The organism is Kribbella sp. NPDC055071, assembly GCF_053608045.1.
This window is the reverse complement of the sequence record NZ_JBSGUS010000007.1, coordinates 245,570-262,169: the sequence shown is the minus strand read 5'-3', so window position 1 is coordinate 262,169 and position 16,600 is coordinate 245,570. Positions and strand designations below refer to the sequence as shown.

Here is a 16,600-nt window from a genome sequence, read left to right as displayed (position 1 = left end):
GACCTCGGACTGTGTTACCTCGGCTTGAATTCGGAGTCGTCGATTGGCTCGTTGAGGTCCCAGCCGAGCTCGGCGGCGACCTCTTCGAGGGGGATTGAGGGGCGGGGGTCGGCGAGGCGGGCGCGGGCGATGGTGTAGGTGGTGTCGAAGCCCTCTTCGTCGAAGACTCGGGTGTCCAGAGCTCGCCATAGTTCGAAGGGGACTACTACGCCTTCGGGTTGGCCGGCATCTCCGAAGATGAGCGGGTCTTCGTGACCGAAGCGGAAGCGTTCCAGCATCTGGGGGAGGAGCTCGGATGCGGTTGAGGTCTTGATGACCCACACGTGGTCTCCGTCGGGGAGGAGGTGGGGCGTTTCTTCGGAGTCCATCGGGGTCCTTTCGGTTGTGGGGGTGCTCATCAGGATAGGAGTGGTGGGATGGTTGGGGTGGGAGTTATCCACAGGGGGCCGGGGGCAACTGATGGGAGTGGCGGATGGGTGAAGGGCGTTGGGTTGAGGTTCGGGTGGTGGATGGGGTCGAGGTTGATGAGAAGCGGTGTGTGAAGGCGTTTCAGCAGTTGCGGAAGGAGCTGGCTGAGGAGGGGTTGCCTACGCAGGACGTCGCCGCGACGGGGATCGGGGTGGCGTTGGTGGGTGGGGCTACGGCGGTTTCGACCGTGGTCGCCGTACTGCGGGACTGGATTCGGCGGCGGCGGAATCCGGGGAAGGTCACCGTGTCGTTGGGGGAGCGCTCGATCGAGTTGGAGCGGGGGACGTTCGACGAGCGGGTCGGAGAGCTCGAGGAGTTCTTGAGCACTCACTGAGACGTCTGTTTGAAACATGATTCAGGCGTTGTCGCGGCGGGTGTGGCGGGCGTAGCGTCGACAGCAGGATTCTGGCGACGCGGCCGGCGGGGGGCTGGTGCGGAACGCGCCGGGGGGCGTGCGAGGCATGGTGTCGCGTGGGGGGAAGTCACGCGATCCGCCGTGAGGAGACTGCCTGGTTCGAGGGGCGAGCCAGGGGTGGGGATCTCCGAGGGGGGAAGACGATGAGGTCTTCGTTGGGGTGCCGGCGCATGGGCCGGTGCAGGATTCGGGTGTACGTCGCTCATCGAGCGGTTCGCTGCAGTCACACGGGTGGTGCCCGGCTGCATCGAGCCTGGTGGCAGCAACGCCACAGCGCCTGAGGCCCGCAGGAGGAAGCTCTGCCGGACGTCCCTCCAGTCGGGTGGAGCCCAAAGGAGCCCGGAGTGCGCAAGCACTCCGGGCTCTCTACGTACGACGGCGCCGCCGGGAAGCATGCCGTACGACGGCGCCCGCTGCGGACCACGTCGTACGGCGAAGCACTACAGGTTGCGGAAGAAGGTCCGCAGGTCACCGACCAGCTCCTGCGGCCGTTCGAGCGACGCATAGTGGCCGCCGGTCTCGAAGGTGGACCAGTGGACGATGTTGGTGTTGTCGCGTTCGGCCAGCGGACGGATCGTCTTGAAGTCGTCGGAGAACACCGCAACGCCCGTCGGTGCGTGGTTCTGAGCCGGCTCAGCACCAGCGTGAGCCTCTTCGTAGTGGTACCGACCCGCTGCGGCAGAGCTGTTCGTGAACCAGTACAGCGAAACCTCGGTCAGGATCTGCTCCGGCGTGACCAGGCTGGTCCCGTTGCCGAAGCTGTTGAAAAGTTCGTTCCACGCCAGCTGTCCGACCGGTGAGTCGGAGATGCCGACGGCAACGGTCTGCGGCCGGGTGGAGTTGATCGCGTTGTACCCGCCGACGGACTGGAACCACTTCAGGTGCTCCAGCGCCGCGTAGTCCTCCGGCGTGAACTTCTCGAACTCGGCCGGGTCACCGGAGGGGAAGGAGAACAGCTGCAACACGTGCAAACCAAGGAAGCCAGCGGGGTTGAGCAGACCCAACTCCCGCGAGATCATCGCGCCGCCGTCGGAGCCGTGCGAACCGTACGACGTGTACCCGAGCCGGCGCATCAGGGTGTCGTACGTCCGGGCCACGCGGGCCATCGTCCAGCCCCGGTCGACGAGCGGCGTACTGAACGCGAACCCCGGCATCGACGGGACGACGACGGAGAAGGCGCCCTCCGCGGATCCGCCGTACGCCTCGGGATCAGTCAGCGGCCCGATCACGTCGAGGAAGTCGACGAACGAACCCGGGTACGTGTGCAGCAGTAGCAGCGGTGTCGCGCCCTCGACCGCGGACGGTACGTGGATGAAGTGGATCGTCTGGCCGTCGATCTCGGTCAGGTAGTGCGGGAACTCGTTCATCCGCGCTTCCTGCTCACGCCAGTCGAACCCGTTCTGCCAGCGGTCGACCATCTCGCTGAGGTAGTGGTTCGGGGTGCCGTAGTCCCAGTCGTCGCCGGGTACGGGCTCGGGCAGCCGCGTCCGCGCCAGGCGGGCGAGCAGATCGTCCAGGTCAGCCTGGGCGATGTCGACGGTGAAGGGCCGGATGCTCTCGTTCGTGTTCATGGTTTTACCGTAGAATCCGTATAGGAACATTAGGTTCCTATTTTGGAGAAGAACATGCTGGAGACTTCGTCGAGGCTGTTGTCACTGCTGGCGTTGCTGCAGACCCGCCCGGCCTGGACCGGCAGCGAGCTCGCCGAGCGTCTCGAGGTGACTACGCGGACGGTTCGCAACGACATCGATCGGCTCCGCGAGCTCGGCTATCCGGTCGACGCGGCGCGCGGACCGGCCGGTCACTACCGGCTCGGGGTTGGCGCGAAGCTGCCGCCGCTCTTGCTGGACGACGAGGAAGCCGTGGCCGTCGCCATCGGACTCGGCGCCGGCACCGGCGTCGCCGGGATCGCGGACAGCAGCGCGCGGGCGCTGACGAAGCTGGAGCAGGTGCTGCCGCATCGCCTCCGCCGCCAGGTCACCGCGATCCACCGCGCGATGGAGAAGGGCCCCGAGAACACCGGCTCGAACGTCGAAGATCCGCAGATCGACTCCGCCGTACTGAGCGCCATCGCGGCCTGCATCCGCGACGAGCACTATCTCCGGTTCGACTACGAGATCCCTACCGGCGCGCTGATGCGGAGCGCCGGCTCAGGACGCAATTCCGAGTTGCCGATCCTGGTCGAGCCGTACCGGTTGGTGAGCTGGCATCGGTACTGGTACCTGGTCGCCCGCGACGAGGCCGGCGAGTGGCGCACGTACCGCGCCGACTGGATGTCGTTGCGGATGGCAACAGGTCGTCGCTACCAACCACGTCCGATGCCGGCCGACGACTACACCGACTTCGTCCTGAGAGACGTCGCATCCACCGGCTGGGTGGTCCATGCCCGGATCCTCGTCTTCGCCTCCGCCGAGGAAGTCGTCTCCCGCATCCACGCCGCCGTCGGCATGGTCGAGCCGATCGACGCCAACACCTGCGTCCTCGTCACCGGCGCCGACTCCCTGGAGATCATCGCCGTCTACATCGGCATGCTCGGCCTCGACTTCCACGTCGACGGCCCACCCGCCCTCGTCACCCACCTCGAAACCATCGGCAACCGCTACCTCAAGGCGATTCGGTAGAGCCGAGGCCGGCGTTGCGGGCTTGGATTATGGCGGTGGAGCGGTCGGCTATGCCTAGTTTGGTGAAGATGGTGGAGACGTTGTTGGCGACGGTTTTGGCGGCGAGGGCGAGGCGGTCGGCGATGGCGGAGTTGGACAGGCCGGCGGCGAGGAGATCCAAGATCTCGCGTTCCCGGGTGGTGAGTTCGGGGAAGGGCGCGGCGGTTGGCGGGGGTGCGGAGAAGAAGCCGAGGACGCGTCGCGCGACGCCGGGGCCGAAGATCGCCTCGCCGGCGGCCACTGCGCGGATCGCGCGCGCGATCTCTTCCTGTTCGGCGCCTTTGACCAGGTAGCCGCGCGCCCCGGCTCGCATCGCGGCGAAGACCGAGTCGTCGTCCTCGAACATCGTCAGCACCAGTACGGCGACCGCCGGCGCCGAGCGAGCCAGTTCGCGGGTCGCGGCGAAACCGTCGAGGTCGGGCATCTGCAGATCCAGTACGGCGACATCCGGCCGATTCGTGATCACCTCGCGAACCGCCTCCCGCCCGTTCGCGGCAACGCCGACGACCTCGATGCCGTCCAACGACGTCAGCAAGGCCGCGAGCCCGGCCCGCACGACCGGATGATCATCGGCCAACACGACCCGAATCATCTGCTGTCCAAGGGAAAGCGAGCCCGAACAGCCCCGCCGGTCGGAGTCGGCCCCGCCTCGAAATGGCCGCCCAGCTCGGCGGCGCGCTCACGCATGGCCTGCAGACCGACGCCAGGATGCCACGCACCGTTCGGCGGCCCGTCGTCGGTCACGTCGATCTCCAGCTCACTGCCACAGCGCAACGCTAGTACGGCGGACGTCGCGCGCGAGTGTCGTACGACGTTCGTCAGCGCCTCGGTCGCGATCCGATAAGCGGCCACCTCCAGCGCCGCGGGTAGCGCCGGCAGACCGTTGGCCGACACCTCGACCTGGATAGACGCGCCGTCTGCGCGGAACGACATCTGGTCCGCACGCTGCCTGAGCGCGCCGACCAGCCCGAGCTCGTCCAAGGCAGGTGGTCGCAGATCGTCGACAAGACGACGTACGTCGGCAATCGCGGTTCGCGTGTCGGATCGCAGCGTCGTCAGGAGTTCCTGCGCTCGACCAGGATCCGAGCCGACGAGGTTGGTCGCCGCATCGGCCGCGAACGCGACGCCGGTCAGGGTCGGGCCGAGACCGTCGTGGAGATCGCGGCGCAGGCGACGGCGCTCCTCTTCCCGCGCGGACACCAGGTTCTCGCGCGAGGTCTGCAGCTCGGCCGAGAGACGCGTCGCGTGGACCGCGGCAGCGAGGGGTACGACGACCAACGCCAGCACATTCCGGTCCGCCGTGGCGAGTCCGGACTCGCCAGATCTCAGACCGACCTCGAGCGATCCAACCACCTGACCGCCGTACTCCAGCTCAAGCGGCACGACGTCGCGCCGAGTCCCCGATTCGGCCACGACCTGGTTGTCGACCGTCAGACTCGCGTACGGGAGCCGCAGCGCAGACCGGATCGCGGCCACGACGCCGGGCAGTCCGACAGAGAGCTGTTCGCCGACTCGGGACGCGACGCGGGCCGGGTCGTGGCGGTCGCCGTACAGAGCTCGGTCGACGAGGCGCTGCAGACGGGGGAGTACCGGCGCGAGGATCAGCGCGAGCAGGACGGTGATCGCGGCGGATCGGCCGACCTGCGACGAGATGAGTGAGCTGAGCAATGCGGCCAAACCCGCATAGGTGCCGATGGCAATCAACGACAGCAGGGCCCAGGTCAGTGCGCGGGATACGACGAGCCGGATGTCGAGCAGCTGATACCGCACGATAGCCACGGCGACCGCGATCGGGATCAGCGGAATCGCCAACAGAACAAAGACCGGCGTACCGGCGACGAAGGCCCACGGGGTCACGAAGAGGATCGCGATGACCGATGCCAACAGCAACCACAACAGTTGTCGGCGGCCCATTTCGTCGGCACGACGGTATCTGATCAGGAGACAGGCGATCGCCAGCAGGATCGCGATCAGGTTGCGCACTTCGGTGGCGGTCCACAGCGGCTGGAGCTTGTCGTACGACGAGATCGTCAGGTACCCGTGGGGGATGCCGGCGGACGGCGGCTCGCCGTCGGTGCCACTCTCGAGGGCGAACAAGGGCGACGTGGCAATGATGAAGATCGCTGCCCAGCGCCAGCGTGGTGACAGCAGGTGGCCGGTCGGGAAGAGCAGCAGGGCCAGCGGAAGGAAGAGCGCGATCGACCACGGCCAGGACCACAGGAACAGCGTGACCGCCAACCGCTGAGCAACGATCGGTGCCCCGGCGTCCACCAGCGCCTGGCCGAGTGGTGCGCCGAGCGCAGTGGTTGCGTAGCCGATGCCGAACGCGATGAACAGCCAGCCGATGGCGTTGGCCGGGCGGTGCCACGCGATCACGCTGCCACACAATCCGAAGGTCACCGCCATCAGCCCGTTGGTCACCACGAACCCGTCCAGCAGGTCGTGCCAGCCCCAGCCGGCCACGGCCGCGAGGACGAGCGCCGCGATCACCTCGGCGACGGCCAACCCGCCCAGACCGGCCGCGAGCGCGTGCCGAGTGGGTCGGGTCGAGGCAGACGCGACGGGATCCATACCGGCAGTGTGCTCCCGCAAGTGTCCCGCTGTCCCGGGAACACGATCCCGACCGTCCCGGGGAAGCGCCTGATCAGGAGGGATTCCGCGCCCAAGCGCCGTACCGGCCCCGGCCCGGATGGTTGAGCCACTCGGAACTCGATGAGGGGGTACACAAGATGTCTCGGATGAACAAGGCGGGCCTGATCGTGCTCGGCCTGCTGTCGGTAGTGGATCTGCTGGGGCCGCTGATGACCGACGGGGAGCACCCGCCGATGGAGATCGCGATCGGCGGAGCAGTGGTCGGGCTGATCAGCCTGGTGTTCGTCGGTCTGGCCTGGCGCGGGAAGCGGTGGGCGTTGGCGCCGTTGATCACGCTACGGATCGCGTCGGCGTTGCTCGCGGTGCCGGCGTTCTTCGCGTCGGACGTGCCGGCACCGGCGGTCGCGGCGGCGGGGATCGGACTCGCGGCGACAGTCTTCGGCGTGGTGGCGGTACTGCTGCCGACGCGGGAGCTGGTCGGTGCACAATGACAACACAAACGGTGACGCGTACGACGGGAGCCGACGTCCGGCCCCTGTCACGCTGGGTCGCCGCGCTGGTGCTGCCGATCGGACCGCTCGCGATCGCGTTGCTGCGTTACTTCCTGCCGTACTACACGGTTGACGACGTTCCGACGATCGTCAACAAGACCGTCGGAAATCTGGATCGCGCGTCTTTGGTGGCATGGCTCGGTTATATCGGGATCCTCACGTTGGTTCCCGGCGCCTACGCGGTGGGCCGGCTGACTCGGCGGCGGGCGCCCTGGGTGACCGCGATCGCGCTGTTCCTCGTCGTACCGGGGTATCTGTCGCTGCCGTGGACGGCTTCGTCGGACCTGTTCACCTGGTCGGCGGGGACGGCGGGGCTCGATCCCGCGGACATCACCAAGGCGGTTGAGGCGACGCATGGGTCGATGAACCTGGCCGGCACGGTGTTCGTGATCGGACACGTCCTCGGAACGATCCTGATCGGCGTCGCGATGTGGCGGTCGCGGATCGTCGCGCGATGGGCCGCGGTGGCGGTCCTGGTGTCGCAGCCGATTCACTTCATCGCCGCGATCATCATCCCCAACCACACGCTCGACCTGATCGGCTGGGGGCTGCAGGCCGTTGGGTACGCCGTGGTGGCGTTGGCGATCCTGCGGATGTCGAACGACGAGTGGCAACCGCTGCCGTAGAGGAATCGGGGGTGGGCTCGTCCGGCGCGTGTCGGACGAGCCCTCGATGGCCGGGCAAGATCGCTCCGACTGTGCTGACGAGCGACAGCGCGGTCAGACCAGGTCGTGGCGTAGGAGGACTGTGCGGCCGTCGAACACGCGGCTGTCGGCGAGCCGGAAGTTGCGCCGGTCGATGCCCTGGTGGACGGGCTTGCCGCCGCCCAGGACGACCGGGTGGACGACCACGTGGTACTCGTCGACCAGATCGCGCTCGGCGAGGGCTGCCGCGACGCTGGCGCTGCCGGTGAGCAGGATGTCCTTGCCCGGCGCCTCCTTGATCGCCTTGATCTCCTCGATCGTGCGGACGATCCGGGTGCCGTGGTCGGCGCTGTCCAGCGTGGTCGACAGCACGACCTTGGGCGTCGACCGCCAGACCGGCGCGAACGCGATTGCATGCTCGTCCGGGCTCATCGACTCGGCGTTCGGCCAGTACGACGACATCATCGTCCAGACCGTCCGTCCGTACAGGAGGATGTCGGCGCGGTCGGTCAGGCTCATCGAGTAGTCGCCGAGCTCCGGGCCCAGCTGGGCCCAGTCGAACTCGCCGTTCGGGCCCTCGATGAAACCGTCGAGTGACGAGTGCACGTAGTACATGATCTTCCGCATGATGTCCTCCAGTTGAGCCGTTGTTGTACCCCCTGGTCGGAGCTCATCCGCGGCCTTTGACATCCGCTGACGGATCAGACTCCAGATTCTTTGAGGAAGGTCACCGTGCGGGCCATCGACGTCGACCAGGCTGGGCCGAACGCGTGTTCTTCGCCGGGGTAGGTGTACATCGTCGCGTCCTTGCCGGCCGCCTTGAGCGCGGCGAGGGTCTCGCGGGACCAGGCGATCGGGCAGGTCGAGTCGGACTCGCCGTGGTGGATCAGGACGGGTTCGGTGACCCGGCCGAAGAAGTTGATCGCGGACAGGTTCCGCCAGAACGTCGGGTTGCGGGACGGTTCGCCGTACGCGCGCAGGATGGCGGTCGCGGTCGGGCCCTCGTTCCGGGTCCAGCGGTCGAAGTTGTCGACCGCGTCGGAGCTGACCGGCGCGAACACGACCGCCGCCTTGACCAGACCGGGTTGCGCGACGAGCACGTTGTACGTGATCCCGCCGCCCATCGACCGGCCGAGGAGCCCGATCCGCTCGGGATCGACGTACGGCGAGGTCCGCAGCGCGAGCACTGCGTTGATCACGTCCTCGGTGTACCCGATCCGCAGGTTGAGCTCGGACCGCGGATCGTCCGACGACTGCGCGTGATTGCGGTAGTCCGTGTGTAGTACGACGTACCCGCGGCGGGCGAGGTAGTCCTGCTCACGCATCAGGCCGCGGCCGTTGGTGTACACGGCTGGGTCGATGTAGCCGTGGTTCAGGACGAGTGCCGGGTGCGGTCCTGGCGTGGTCGGGACGTTCATGATCCCGGAGATCGTCAGCGACCCGCTGGTGTACGTGACGTGGTAGCGCGTGTAGGCGGCGTTGCGTGCCAGGACGCGGGCGAGGCGGAGATTGCCGCCGTTGTACTTCTTCGTCATCAGCGCCTGCAGCGACACGGGATTCGGGGCCGCGGTCGATGGCGGCGATGTCGCCTGTGGAGCTGTCGTGGATGGAGCGGGTGACGTGGAGGGCGTTGTCGGACTCGGGCTGGACGCAGGGGGTGCCGCGTCGTCTGCTGAGGTGCAGGCGACGGCGGCCGTCAGCACGAACGCCAGGACTCCCGCCAACGCCACCCGCTTCATGGTCCCCAGTGTCTCGGCGGACGGCGGAAATCGGTCGAAAGACGACGCAACGATTGTCGGCCGGTGAGCGTGAGAGTTAGGTAGCGATCGGTGAAAGTTAGGCATTGACGTACGCCGATTGCCGGTAGAAGGTCGATGTGGAATGGGCAGGGTTCCTGGGGAGGACCGGGGTGCCCGTCGGGGGTTCAGACGCTCTCTGGGGTGAGATTCGCGCTGCAGCCGACGGTGAGGACCGGCCTGCGCTGCGTGCGTCGTACGCGCGCGTCCTGCCGTACCGGACAGTCCTGGACAGGACAGTGCCGTACAAGACAGGGGAGCGGACATGAGCACGATCGAAGACCTGAGGGAACGAACGCGGGGACAGATCTTCACCGAGGGCGACGAGGGGTACGACGCGGCGCGGCGCGTCTACAACGCGATGCACGACAAGCGGCCGCGGGTCGTGGTGCGGTGCGAGAACGCGGGCGACGTGATGGCCGCGGTGGATTACGCGCGGACGAACGAGCTCGACCTGGCTGTGCGGGGAGGCTCGCACAGCGTGCCGGGCTTCGGCACGGTCGACGACGGGGTGGTGATCGACCTCGGAGAGATGCGCGACGTACGGGTCAATCCGATCACCCGGACCGCACGGGCCGGTGGTGGCGCGACCTGGGGTGACTTCAACGCGGCGACGCACGCCTTCGGGCTGGCGACGACCGGCGGGATCATCTCGACGACGGGTGTCGGTGGGCTCACGCTCGGTGGCGGGATCGGGTACCTGGCCCGTGGACTCGGGTTGTCCTGCGACAACCTGATCTCGGCCGACGTGGTGACCGCGGACGGGCAGTTCCTGATCGCGAGTGAGAAGGACAACGAGGATCTGTTCTGGGCGCTGCGGGGTGGCGGTGGCAACTTCGGTGTGGTGACCGCGCTGGAGTTCCGGCTGGCGCCGGTGTCGACCGTCTTCGGTGGGCCGATGTTGTTCGAGATGTCGGAAGGGGCCGCGGTGCTGGAGGGGTTCCGCGACCTGATCGCGAACGCGCCGGAGGAGCTCGGCGGGTTCCCGGCGTTCCAGATCGCGCCGCCGCTGCCGTTCATCCCGGAGGACCGCCACGGTGAGGTGTTCACGTTCATCGTCGCGTGCTGGGCCGGGGATCCGGCCGAGGGCGAGGCACAGGTCTCGAAGTTCCGTGAGTTCGCGCCGGTCGTTGCCGAGCATGTCGGCCCGATGCCGTACCCGGCACTCAACAGCGCCTTCGACGGGCTGGTGCCGGCCGGGCTCCAGCACTACTGGAAGGCAAACTTTGTTACTGAACTTACGGATGAAGCGATCCAGGCGCACTTGCGGCACGCGTCCGGTCTGCCTGCGGTGAACTCGACGGTGCACATCTATCCGATCAACGGCGCGTGCCACCGGGTCACGCCGGACGCGACCGCGTTCGCTTACCGGGATGCGAATTTCGCCACTGTGATCGCCGGGATGTGGCCGGATCCGGCCCAGAACGACGCGGGAATCGACTGGGTCCGTTCGTACTACGACGACCTCGCGCCGCTGTCCGAGGCCGGCGGTTACGTCAACTTCATGGCTGACGACGACCAGGGCCGGATCCGGGACAACTACCGGGGGAACTACGACCGGCTGGTCGAGGTGAAGCGGAAGTACGACCCGGGCAACCTGTTCCATCTGAACCAGAACATCGCGCCCTAGGCAACGAACAGCGAGCTGGGGTACGGCGATCCGTACCCCAGCTCGCTGTCGTGATCCTCGGTGCCGTGATCCTCGGTGGTGTGGGTCAGAGGGTCAGCAGGCGCTGGAAGAACGCGCGGTAGCGCTGCAGGGCCGAGCGGAGGTCCTCGGTGTCGGGCTCGCCGTCGGACCACTGGTTCTCCAGGTCCTGGTGCTGGCGGCCGAACGTGTCCGAGAGCCGCTTGAGCAGGTCGTCGACCAGCTTGTCCGCCTCGCTCACCGCGTCCCGCGGATCGTCGACGAACCCCTGCTGGATGACCTCCCACCGCGCCCGGAAGTCCACAACATCAGCAGACGCGACCAACGGCTCCGCACTCGACGTACCATCGCCGGCCGTACGGTCGTTACCGGCCGTACGGTCGTCACCGGTCGCACCGGCGTCAACCGTCGTACGGCCGTCACCAGTCCTCCCGGCGTCACCAGTCCTGCCGGAGTCACCCGTCGTACGAGCGTCACCTGTCCTGCCGGCGTCACCGGTCGCACCGGCGTCGGTCGGCAAGGGGTCGTTCAGGGGGTCGCGCGTCGTACGGGCGTCACCTGTCGAGCCGGCGTCGGCCGGGTCGGTCGGCCCGCGGTCGTTCAGGGGGTCGCGCGTCGCGCGGTTGCCGAGTTGGTCGTCGGTGGGCTGATTGGTCAGGCCCGCGTCGGCGTCGGTCATGACTCGGTCGTCGTCCGTCGTCGAATCGAAGCGACGGTCATCGTGCATGGTCATGCTCTGTGCTCCTTGGCGTCGGTCGGTCGGGCATCGGTCGGTTGGGCGTCACGGCGCCCCCGGTCGGCTGCTGCGTCGGCGACAGCCCTGTCGCTGTCGGCCAGCAATGCGTCAACCAGCGCACGGTAGGAAGTCACCGCCTGGCGCAGCTCCTCGGTGTCGGTCTCGCCGCGCGCCTGCGCGACTGCAACCCGGTGCGCCTCGCGGTAATGCGTGGCGACCTGCGGGTGGTCGACCGAGATGTCGTTGACCCGCTGGTCGAACCCGTCGACCGGGTAGCCGGTCTCGCGCATCATCCGCAGCACAAGCTGATCTGCGTCGGCCACAGCAGCTCCGGGCTGATCGACGAAGCTCTGCTGGATCTGTGCCCACTCGTCGCGATAGCTGACAGCGGACTGCCGGCTCAGCGGCACGATGTCGAGCTTCGACACGCGGCGTTCACGCCCACGGAGCTCGCGCTCGGCGCTGCGCCGATCACCGGACTCGTCCAGCGTGCGCTCGTACTCCGGGCCGAACTTTCCTTGCAGTTCTTGCGAACGTTTGCGTTGGTACATGAACAGCACCGCGGCAGCCGCAAGCACGACGACAACGATGATGACAATGGTCAGGACGGTACCCATCAGACCTCCAGTCCGAATTGCTGTGCGGACCCGGCGATCTGGACGTGACTGATCGCGAGGACCGTAGGCAGGCGGTCCCCAGCGCCGCCTCACTTCCCCCGTTGCCAAGCCGGTACCCAAGGTCTGCGACGACAAGCATTCAGCCGGCCACCGAACGCTCGGTGACCGGCTGAAACCTCTTGTTTTCGGGGCGTTTCGGCTTTTCAGGCCTTCGGTGCCAACTTGTGCACGATGATGCCGGACTTGAAGGTGGTGGAGCCGAGCAGTTCGAGGTGGGTGAGGTCGAATTCCGTGCCCTGGAACATGGTTTCGCCGTCGGCCAGCACCGGGAAGATCCAGAAGTGGTACTCGTCGACCAGCTTGTGGTCGAGCAGCGTCTTCGAGAACGAGCCCGTGCCGTACTTGATCAGATCGCCGCCGTCGGACTCCTTGAGCCGCCGGACCGCGTCGGCGGCGTCGCCTTCGAGCTTCTGCGCATTCCAGGTCAGGTCCCCGGTGAGCGTGCGGGTGGCGACGTACTTGGGCATCGCGTTGAAGTGGTCCGTGAACGGATCACCGCTGCGCTGCGACCACGCCTCCGCGAACCCTTCGTAGGTGACTCGGCCGAGCACCTGCGCGTCGACGCCCTCCATCAGCGCCTGGGAGTAGGCGGCGTGCTCGTCGTCCCAGTACGGCGGGCTCCAGCGCTGCGGGTCGGAGATGACGCCGTTCAGGGTCATGAACGTGGTCTCGATCAGCTTCCTCATGGGTCTTTCCTTTCTTACGGTAGGTAAGGACGCTTGATGCGCGCGTCCCGGAGCGCTTCGGCCCACCAGACGAGCTGGTCGAGCATGATCGTGACTTCCGCCTCGTAGCCGGCGGAAGGGCGGGGCCAGTCCCCGTCGGTCGTGAACTGCTCCCAGTAGCAGGGCAGTGCGACCGTCGTACGGATAGTGACGGCTTGGAGCTCCGCGAACACCTGCCGGAGCTGGGCGGTCGCGTTGCGTCCACCGGTCTCCCGGCCGTAGCTGACGATCGCGACCGGCTTGGCGTGCCACTCCGCGTAGTACCAGTCCAGTGCGGTCTTCAGAGAGGCCGGAAAGCTGCAGTTGATCTCTGGCGTCACCACCGCGAACGCATCCGCACGATCCAGCCTCGGAGCCAGTACGGCGACCTCCGCCGGCGTCTCGTCGTCAGTGTCGGGCAGCGTGGTCGGCAGGTTGGCTGTGATCAGGTCGATCAGGTCCACGTCGAACTGTTTGGCGGCTTGCTGCGCCAGCCAGTGCGCCACGGTCGGTCCGAAGCGCCCGTTGCGGGTGCTGCCGATGATCACTGCGAGTCGCATGTCCTGCCTCCTCTCCGGTGTCTCTCTGCTGACTCAGACTCTGCCCGAGGGCGTTTACGGTTTCTTTCCGGTCAGCGGGTGGCAGGGCGGGAAAGATAGGGTGCGGCCATGCGTTTCGGGGTGCTGGGACCGGTCACGGCCTGGACGGATGCGGGCAGTCCCGTGACCATCCAGGGCCTCAAGGTCCGCGCGCTCCTGGCGGACCTGCTGGTCCACGAGGGCCGCCCTGTCCCTGCCGACCGCCTGATTGACGACCTCTGGGGCTCAGACCTGCCGGGTAACCCGTCCGGGACGCTGTCCGCCAAGGTCTCGCAGCTGCGGCGCGCCTTCGAGGACGCCGAGCCCGGCAGCCGCGCCCTGGTCAAGTCAGGACCCGCCGGCTATTCGATCAGCGTTGAGAGTTCGTCGTACGACGCCCTGCAGTTCGCGGACCGCGTTGCGGCCGGGGAGCTCGGTGAGGCGTTGGCGTTGTGGCGCGGTCCGGCGTACGCCGATTTTGCCGATGAGGCGTTCGTGGAGACCAGCGTGGCTCGGCTGACCGAACAGCGGCTCACTGCGCTGGAGCGATGGCACGAGGAGCGCATGGGTGCTGTCAGCGAGCTTGCCGAGCTCGTTGCCGCCTATCCGTTGCGCGAGCGGCTCAGAGCCGCACACATGAAAGCCCTCTACCGCAGTGGTCGGCAGAGCGAGGCCTTGGAGAGCTACGACGAGCTGCGCCGGCTACTCCTCGACGAGCTCGGTCTGGACCCCAGCCCGGAGGTTGTCGCGCTGCAGCAGTCGATCCTCACGCAGGAGCTTCCGCACGCGCGCAGCAATCTCCCGGCGCAGCTGACCGAGCTCATCGGCCGCACTGGCGCGGTGACCGACATCGGCGCGTGCCTGGCGTCCTCGCGGCTGGTGACGCTGACTGGGCCTGGGGGAGTGGGGAAGACACGTCTGGCGCTCGCAGCGGCTCGCGAGGTGGCAGAGCGGTTCCCGGACGGCGTCGTACTGGTTGAGTTGGCCGCGGTTACACCTGACGCGCTGTCGATAAGCAGCTCGCTCACAGACGCTGTGCAGGCCGCTCTGGACCTACGGGACAGCTCTGGCTCGGGTGCTGGCGCTATCGAGCGACTGACGTCAGTCATGGGCAGTCGGCTCCTGGTGCTGGACAACTGCGAGCAGGTGATTGCGGAGGTCGCTGCGCTGACTGATCGGCTGCTGGCCGGGGCGCCCGGACTGCGGGTGCTGGCGACGAGTCGCGAGCCGCTCGGGCTTGCTGGTGAAGTGGTGTGGAGTGTGCCGCCTCTCGACATCCCAACACCTTCGTCGGCTCTGGATGCGTTGTCGGACTGCAGTGCGGTTCAGCTTTTCGTCACCCGAGCCGCTGCGGCCGACCGCGACTTCACTCTCTCCCCGGAGAACGCGGCTGACGTGGCTGTGCTCTGCCGGCGGCTCGATGGGATCCCGTTGGCGCTGGAACTCGCGGCGACGCGCGTGCGCGCACTGGGCGTGCGCGGGCTGGTAGCGCGGCTCGATGACCGCTTCCGGCTCCTGGCCACCGGCCACCGCGGTGCTGCGCCACGTCAGCAGACTCTGCTCGCGATGATCGACTGGAGCTGGGAGCTGCTCACGCCGGCAGAGCAGTCGGTGCTGCGACAACTCGCCGTACACGCAGATGGATGTACGGCGGAAGCCGCGGCCGCGGTCTGCGCTGAGCCGGACGTGGTTGAGGTCCTGATCCGGCTGGTTGACCGGTCGCTCGTCGTACCGGTGCAAGGGGTGGATGGGCCGCGGTATCGACTGCTCGAGTCGGTGGCGGCGTACTGCATCGGGAAGCTGCGTGCGGCTGAAGAGCTGGAGGCTGTGCGGCAGCGGCATCTGTTGTACTACACGTCTTTGGCTGAGGCCGCCGAGCTGTTCGGTGGTGAGCAGAGTCGGTGGTTGGGGCTGCTGGATGAGGACTCTGCCAACTTGCGGACGGCGGTGGAGCGGGCCGTGGCCACTGGGCAGTCGGATCTGGCCGAGCGGCTGGTTGACGCGATGGCCTGGTACTGGTTCCTGCGGGGGCGGCATCTGGAGGCTCTGCGGTCTCTGGAGAGTGTTCCGGGTTCCGCACGGTTGTCAGCGTGGCAGCTCGGGTTCAGGTATCTGCTGGGGCAGACCGGCGAGCGGATGGAACCCGCTGACGCCCGAGGGCAGTGGTGGGTCGCCTACAACGGCAGCGATGCGGGCGACCTCAACTGGTGCCTGATGCTGTTGGAGCGAGCGCTCAAGACCTTCGAGCACGACGGCGACCAGTGGGGCATAGCGGCTGTCCTGTTGGCTCGGGCGAAGCATGCGCACGTACGAGCTGACCTGCCTGCCTTGTACGCCGATGCGTCTGAGAGTGTGCGGATCTTCCGGACGCTGGGGGATCGGTGGGGCATGCTGCAGGCCACGAGTTGGCTTGGCGCTCATGCGGAACTGATGGGTGACTTCGACGAGTCAGCCCGGCTGCATCTGGAGAGCGCGCAGATCGCCGAGGAGTTGGGGCTCTGGCCGGAGGTCGGTGGCGCGCTGGGCATGCTCGGGTGGACGTCGATCCGGCAGGGCCGCTACGAGTCCGCGCGCACCCATGGCGAGCGTGCACTGCGGCTGGCGACCGAACAAGGGCAGCGCGCGACGCAGGCTCTCGCGGAGATCGTGCTGGCGTTCGCGGCCCGTCGTACTGGCGCTTTGGACGAGGCCTCACAGCGTCTACAGGCGTTGATCGACGTTGCTCGGCGGCAGGCCGAGCCAGTGCTGTACCTGTCGATCGTGTTGGAGGAGCTGGGCTTCGTCAGAGAGCTCCAGGGCGATGCCGTGGCCGCGCTGGCCCTGCACAGGGAGGCTTTTGAGGTCTCGGTGGAGTTCGACTCGCTTCGTGGCATGTGCTGGGCCCTCGAGGGCATCGCGGCATGCCACCCCGACAAGACGCTGGCTGCCACCCTGCTCGGCGCGGCAGCCGCGACCCGTGCCACCGAGAACTATCTGATCGCCTCGACCGAGTCCGAAGACCTCGATCGAGCCATCACGGCCGCGCAGAGTGCCCCGGACTACGAAACCGCTTACGCCACCGGTCTCACCCTCACGCCCGAACAAGCCTTCGACCTGCTGTAGCTATCATGTTAGCGGCAGATATTCTGTCC

At 67.3% G+C, this 16,600-nt stretch carries 16 protein-coding genes; 6 read left to right on the top strand and 10 right to left on the bottom strand.

The genetic code is table 11. The annotated features are described in order from the left end of the window. Positions 1 to 14: 14 nt before the first annotated feature. A complete protein-coding gene (locus ACWF4Z_RS14775) occupies positions 15 to 368 on the bottom strand; it encodes a hypothetical protein (RefSeq protein ID WP_452243549.1) in 354 nt (117 codons plus the stop codon). Between the two features lie 104 nt (positions 369 to 472). On the opposite strand from ACWF4Z_RS14775, the gene ACWF4Z_RS14770 reads away from it, so the two are divergent. Then, the gene (locus ACWF4Z_RS14770) at positions 473 to 802 is read left to right on the top strand and encodes an effector-associated constant component EACC1 (protein WP_452243548.1); all 330 of its coding nucleotides are present in this window, start codon (positions 473 to 475) and stop codon (positions 800 to 802) included. A gap of 521 nt (positions 803 to 1,323) precedes the next feature. On the opposite strand, the gene ACWF4Z_RS14765 is transcribed toward ACWF4Z_RS14770, so the two are convergent. Next, the gene (locus tag ACWF4Z_RS14765; RefSeq protein WP_452243547.1) at positions 1,324 to 2,454 is read right to left on the bottom strand and encodes an epoxide hydrolase family protein; all 1,131 of its coding nucleotides are present in this window, start codon (positions 2,452 to 2,454) and stop codon (positions 1,324 to 1,326) included. 54 nt (positions 2,455 to 2,508) lie between these two features. Between ACWF4Z_RS14765 and ACWF4Z_RS14760 the strand changes: the two genes are divergently transcribed. Next, complete coding sequence (locus tag ACWF4Z_RS14760) at positions 2,509 to 3,504, top strand: helix-turn-helix transcriptional regulator (protein ID WP_452243546.1); 996 nt, start codon at positions 2,509 to 2,511, stop codon at positions 3,502 to 3,504. On the opposite strand, the gene ACWF4Z_RS14755 is transcribed toward ACWF4Z_RS14760, so the two are convergent. Beyond that, on the bottom strand, positions 3,488 to 4,135 hold the full coding sequence (locus tag ACWF4Z_RS14755; RefSeq protein WP_452243545.1) for a response regulator: 648 nt from the start codon (positions 4,133 to 4,135) through the stop codon (positions 3,488 to 3,490). The two genes, ACWF4Z_RS14760 and ACWF4Z_RS14755, sit on opposite strands and share 17 nt — an antisense overlap. After that, on the bottom strand, positions 4,132 to 6,114 hold the full coding sequence (locus ACWF4Z_RS14750) for a histidine kinase (RefSeq protein ID WP_452243544.1): 1,983 nt from the start codon (positions 6,112 to 6,114) through the stop codon (positions 4,132 to 4,134). Before ACWF4Z_RS14750 ends, ACWF4Z_RS14755 begins: the two co-directional genes overlap by 4 nt. 167 nt (positions 6,115 to 6,281) lie before the next feature. On the opposite strand from ACWF4Z_RS14750, the gene ACWF4Z_RS14745 reads away from it, so the two are divergent. Continuing rightward, complete coding sequence (locus ACWF4Z_RS14745; RefSeq protein WP_452243543.1) at positions 6,282 to 6,626, top strand: hypothetical protein; 345 nt, start codon at positions 6,282 to 6,284, stop codon at positions 6,624 to 6,626. Further along, positions 6,623 to 7,312, top strand: a complete 690-nt coding sequence (locus ACWF4Z_RS14740) for a hypothetical protein (protein WP_452243542.1) — start codon at positions 6,623 to 6,625, stop codon at positions 7,310 to 7,312. Before ACWF4Z_RS14745 ends, ACWF4Z_RS14740 begins: the two co-directional genes overlap by 4 nt. Positions 7,313 to 7,405: 93 nt before the next feature. Here the strand turns inward: ACWF4Z_RS14740 and ACWF4Z_RS14735 are convergent, their stop codons facing one another. Then, positions 7,406 to 7,957, bottom strand: a complete 552-nt coding sequence (locus tag ACWF4Z_RS14735; RefSeq protein ID WP_452243541.1) for a dihydrofolate reductase family protein — start codon at positions 7,955 to 7,957, stop codon at positions 7,406 to 7,408. A gap of 74 nt (positions 7,958 to 8,031) precedes the next feature. Continuing rightward, positions 8,032 to 9,069: an alpha/beta hydrolase family protein gene (locus tag ACWF4Z_RS14730; protein WP_452243540.1), complete on the bottom strand. Its 1,038-nt coding sequence runs from the start codon at positions 9,067 to 9,069 to the stop codon at positions 8,032 to 8,034. Positions 9,070 to 9,391: 322 nt separating this feature from the next. Here ACWF4Z_RS14730 and ACWF4Z_RS14725 point away from each other — a divergent pair, with 322 nt between their 5' ends. Next, on the top strand, positions 9,392 to 10,756 hold the full coding sequence (locus ACWF4Z_RS14725) for an FAD-binding oxidoreductase (protein WP_452243539.1): 1,365 nt from the start codon (positions 9,392 to 9,394) through the stop codon (positions 10,754 to 10,756). Between the two features lie 85 nt (positions 10,757 to 10,841). On the opposite strand, the gene ACWF4Z_RS14720 is transcribed toward ACWF4Z_RS14725, so the two are convergent. The 4 genes from ACWF4Z_RS14720 to ACWF4Z_RS14705 all read right to left on the bottom strand — a co-directional run bounded on the left by ACWF4Z_RS14720 (position 10,842) and on the right by ACWF4Z_RS14705 (position 13,451). Beyond that, on the bottom strand, positions 10,842 to 11,507 hold the full coding sequence (locus ACWF4Z_RS14720; RefSeq protein WP_452243538.1) for a hypothetical protein: 666 nt from the start codon (positions 11,505 to 11,507) through the stop codon (positions 10,842 to 10,844). Further along, the gene (locus tag ACWF4Z_RS14715) at positions 11,504 to 12,127 is read right to left on the bottom strand and encodes a hypothetical protein (protein WP_452243537.1); all 624 of its coding nucleotides are present in this window, start codon (positions 12,125 to 12,127) and stop codon (positions 11,504 to 11,506) included. The genes ACWF4Z_RS14720 and ACWF4Z_RS14715 overlap by 4 nt, the downstream gene beginning before the upstream one ends. A gap of 203 nt (positions 12,128 to 12,330) precedes the next feature. Next, positions 12,331 to 12,873: a dihydrofolate reductase family protein gene (locus tag ACWF4Z_RS14710; RefSeq protein WP_452243536.1), complete on the bottom strand. Its 543-nt coding sequence runs from the start codon at positions 12,871 to 12,873 to the stop codon at positions 12,331 to 12,333. Between the two features lie 14 nt (positions 12,874 to 12,887). Then, positions 12,888 to 13,451, bottom strand: coding sequence for an NADPH-dependent FMN reductase (locus ACWF4Z_RS14705; RefSeq protein WP_452243535.1), 564 nt, complete (start codon positions 13,449 to 13,451; stop codon positions 12,888 to 12,890). Positions 13,452 to 13,559: 108 nt separating this feature from the next. Here ACWF4Z_RS14705 and ACWF4Z_RS14700 point away from each other — a divergent pair, with 108 nt between their 5' ends. After that, positions 13,560 to 16,571, top strand: coding sequence for a BTAD domain-containing putative transcriptional regulator (locus ACWF4Z_RS14700; protein WP_452243534.1), 3,012 nt, complete (start codon positions 13,560 to 13,562; stop codon positions 16,569 to 16,571). Positions 16,572 to 16,600: the final 29 nt, after the last annotated feature.